The sequence below is a fragment of the Streptomyces sp. UH6 genome (assembly GCF_013421635.1).
In the GTDB taxonomy this organism is placed as follows: Bacteria; Actinomycetota; Actinomycetes; order Streptomycetales; family Streptomycetaceae; genus Streptomyces; species Streptomyces abyssomicinicus.
The window spans coordinates 1-3,527 of sequence record NZ_JACADT010000605.1; the positions used below are offsets into that span (position 1 = coordinate 1).

3 protein-coding genes are annotated in these 3,527 nt (G+C 74.2%); 1 reads left to right on the top strand and 2 read right to left on the bottom strand.

Annotated elements, in window-relative coordinates; genetic code table 11:
- The coding region (locus HW445_RS22855) for an amidohydrolase family protein (protein WP_180222842.1) at positions 1 to 1,011 on the bottom strand (1,011 nt) is incomplete at its 3' end.
- A 92-nt stretch (positions 1,012 to 1,103) separates the two neighbouring features.
- Positions 1,104 to 2,606 (bottom strand): PstS family phosphate ABC transporter substrate-binding protein, encoded by a 1,503-nt coding sequence (locus tag HW445_RS22860; protein WP_180222843.1) that lies wholly within the window; start codon positions 2,604 to 2,606, stop codon positions 1,104 to 1,106.
- Positions 2,607 to 2,830: 224 nt separating this feature from the next.
- Between HW445_RS22860 and HW445_RS22865 the strand changes: the two genes are divergently transcribed.
- The coding region (locus HW445_RS22865; RefSeq protein ID WP_308799723.1) for an aminotransferase class V-fold PLP-dependent enzyme at positions 2,831 to 3,527 on the top strand (697 nt) is incomplete at its 3' end.

Sequence of the window (3,527 nt, forward strand, 5' to 3'; positions counted from 1 at the left end):
CACGACCAGGTCGGCCGGGGCCCCCTCGTCGAGGCCGGGGCGGCCCAGCCAGGACCGTGCCGTCCACGACGCCGCCCCCACCGCGTCCACGGCGGGGATCCCCGCCCGCACCAGTTCCGCGACCTCCTCCGCCACCAGCCCGTGCGGCAGCGTCCCACCGGCGTCGGTGCCGACGAAGACCGGCACGCCCGCGTCCCATGCGGAGCGCACCGTGTCGTGGCGCCGCTCGTGCAGCCGCCGCATGTGGGCCGACCAGCGGGGGAACTTCTCCTCCCCGCCCGCCGCCAGCTTCGGGAACGTGGCGATGTTGACCAGCGTCGGCACGATGGCGACGCCCCGCTCCGCGAAGAGCGGGATGGTCTCCTCGGTCAGCCCGGTGGCGTGCTCGATGCAGTCGATGCCCGCCTCGACGAGGTCCCGCAGCGAGTTCTCGGCGAAGCAGTGCGCCGTCACCCGCGCGCCCAGCCGGTGCGCCTCGGCGATGGCCGCCTCGACGGCGTCACGGGGCCAGCAGGGCGCGAGGTCGCCCACACCGCGGTCTATCCAGTCGCCGACCAGCTTCACCCAGCCGTCGCCCCGCCGCGCCTCCTGGGCGACGTGGGCGACGAGGTCCTCGGGCTCGACCTCCCAGGCGAAGTTGCGGATGTAGCGCCGGGTCCGGGCGATGTGCCGCCCGGCCCGGACGATCTTCGGCAGGTCGTCCCGGTCGTCGATCCACCGGGTGTCGGCGGGCGACCCGGCGTCGCGCAGCAGCAGCGCTCCCGCCTCCCGTTCGGTCAGCGCCTGCTTCTCCGAGACGTCGTCGGGGACCGCGCCGCCCTCGCCGAGTCCGACGTGGCAGTGGGCGTCGACCAGTCCGGGCAGGACCCATCCCTCGACGGTGCGGACGTCCCGGGCGCCGGACGGGCGGTCGTAGGTGATCCGCCCGCCGACCACCCAGATCTCGTCCCGGACCTCCTCGGGCCCGACCAGCACCCTCCCCTTCACCCGCAGCACCGCGTGATCACTCATGCACCGCACCCTAGGTCCCCGGGCCCGGCCACGTCATGAGGGCCGCGCGAGGGGCGTCGTGCGAGGCCGGGGGAGGCGGCGGGACGGGCGGCTCACGAGGGGCGGCACAGCCTCGGGTTGGCGAGGTCGGCGCAGGGCCGCTGCCCGTGCTCGCGGATCACGTCCTGGCCGACCTCCAGGGTGATGTACCGCAGGAACCCGGCCACCAGGGAGTCGGCCGGCGGCTGCCCGTACGTGTACGCGTACTCGGTCGCCCAGTACGGGTAGACGCCCCGGTCGGCGGCGTCCAGTTCGGCGGGCTGGCCGTCGATGCGCACCAGGTGGAGGCGGTCCGCCTCGGCCGCCGCCGCGTGGGCCTCCGCGTAGCCGAGGGCGCCCGGCACGGCGGCCACCGTGTCCAGGACCTCGTCCGTGGAGCCGCGTTCGCAGCGCAGCGCCGGGTTGTCGGGGCGCGCGACGCGGCTGCGGCAGTCCTGGGAGGTGAAGTTGGGCTCGGTGGCGCCGCCCAGCACCCGTTCCTCCAGGGCGCGGCGGCTGCCGGAGCTGGAGTACCGCCCGACCAGCGCGATCGGCAGGTCCTCGCCGCCGACGTCCTTCCAGTTGCGGTACCGGCCGGAGTAGATGCGCCGGATCTGCTCCGGCGTCAGGTCCTGGACTCCCGCCTCCTTGCCGACGACCAGGGTGAAGAGGGAGAACGACACGGGGCGCGGGAGGAGTTGCGGATGCCCGTCGCCCTTGCGGCCGTCGGAGAAGGCGAGCATCGCCGGGCCGTCCTCACCGGCCCCGCGGCCCGCCTCGTCCAGGGTGCGGACGCCTTCCTGACTTCCGGCCGCCCGGATGTGGATCTCCACCTCGCCGGGGGCGTCACGGCACGCCTCGCGGTAGCTGGCGGCGGCCTCCTCCACCACGGGGCGGAAGGCCGTGGAGCCGACCACGGTGAGTTCGCCGGAGGCGCAGTCCACCGCCGCGGTGGAGCTCTCCCCGGACACGTAGTACAGGGCGACGATCAGCGACGCCATGACGGTGATCAGCGCGACCGCGCCCCGGGAGACGCCCGCCCGGTAGCGGGTGCGGGTGACCCGGCCGCCCTTGATCCTGCTGACCATCACCGCGTCGGACTCGTCACCGTCCCGGTCGGGTGCGTCGTCCCCGTCGAGTTCGTCCAGCAGGACGAGCACCTTGTAGTGCTCGTTCCTGTTGAGCGGCACCCTGGGCAGCCGCAGCACGTCGGGGTCGGCCCGTTCCGGGTCCCGGTTGAGGTCGGGGATGGCGTTGGTGGGCGAGCTGGGACCGCGGCGCGTGGGGTCGAACGCCCGCACGACCCGACGGCGCGGGAAGCGGATGGAGAGCCCCACCGGGTCGGTCTCCATGTAGTCGTCGACGTCGACCGGGACCGAGCCGTTGTTCTCGACCCGCACCAGCACCAGCGACGGGTGCCGGGCGCCGGCGAACTCCCCGCCGAACGCGCGGGTGTCCATCTGGATCCGGTAGCCGAGCCGCTTCCTGCCGATGAAGAAGAACTCGTACACGCCGGCCACCGTCGGTATGACGACGCCGAGCACGGTGAGGGTGATCTCCCAGGGGAACGTGTCCATGGTGCGGACAAAAGTACGGTCGGGTTGCCGCCGTGGGGAGGCCGGGAGGAGCCGCGACCGGTGAAGTTCACCGGCCGTTGCCGCTTCGTTCGGCGCGGGTGCGGCCCTCGTACGCCCGGGGCCCGGAACCGGGCGGTCCACGGTGCCGGGCGGCCACCGGATACCCTCGGGGCGCATCGGTCTTACCGGCATTCCCGCATTCCCTGAGCGAAGAGAGCACCACCGTGACCCACCCCTTCCTGGACCTGGCTCCGCTCAGCGCCGCCCGTTTCGCCGCCGTCGCGGACCGGGTGGCGCGGCTCCTGCGCACCCGCAACGACGTCCTCATCACCCAGGGCGAGGCGCTGCTGCCGCTGGAGGGCGCGATCCGCGGGTGCGCGGGGCCGGGGACGGTGGCGCTGAACGTGATCACCGGCCCGTACGGGCAGACCTTCGGCGACTGGCTGCGGGACTGCGGCGCGACGGTGCACGACCTGGCCGTGCCGTTCCACACGGCGGTGACCGCCGGGCAGATCCGCGAGGCGCTGGCCGAGCACCCCGAGATCGACTTCGTCTCCCTGGTGCACGCCGAGGCGGCCACCGGCAACACCAACCCGGTCGCGGAGATCGGCGAGGTGGTCCGGGAGCACGGGGCCCTGTTCTACCTGGACGCCGTGGCCTCGGTCGGCGCGGAGCCGGTGCTGACGGACGCGTGGGGCGTCGACCTGTGCGTGATCGGCGCGCAGAAGGCGCTGGGCGGCCCGGCGGGCGTCTCGGCGGTGTCGGTGAGCGAGCGGGCGTGGGCGCGGATGGCCGCCAACCCGCGGGCGCCGCGCCACTCGTACCTGTCGCTGCTGGACTGGAAGGAGCGCTGGGTCGACCGCGGCCGCACGGCGCTGCTGCACGCGCCGGCGCAGCTGGAGATGCTGGCGCTGGAGGCCT

Bases quoted from the DNA above. Each gene is read 5' to 3' on its own strand.
- HW445_RS22860 (WP_180222843.1), bottom strand. From the start codon at position 2,606: ATGGACACGTTCCCCTGGGAGATCACCCTCACCGTGCTCGGCGTCGTC.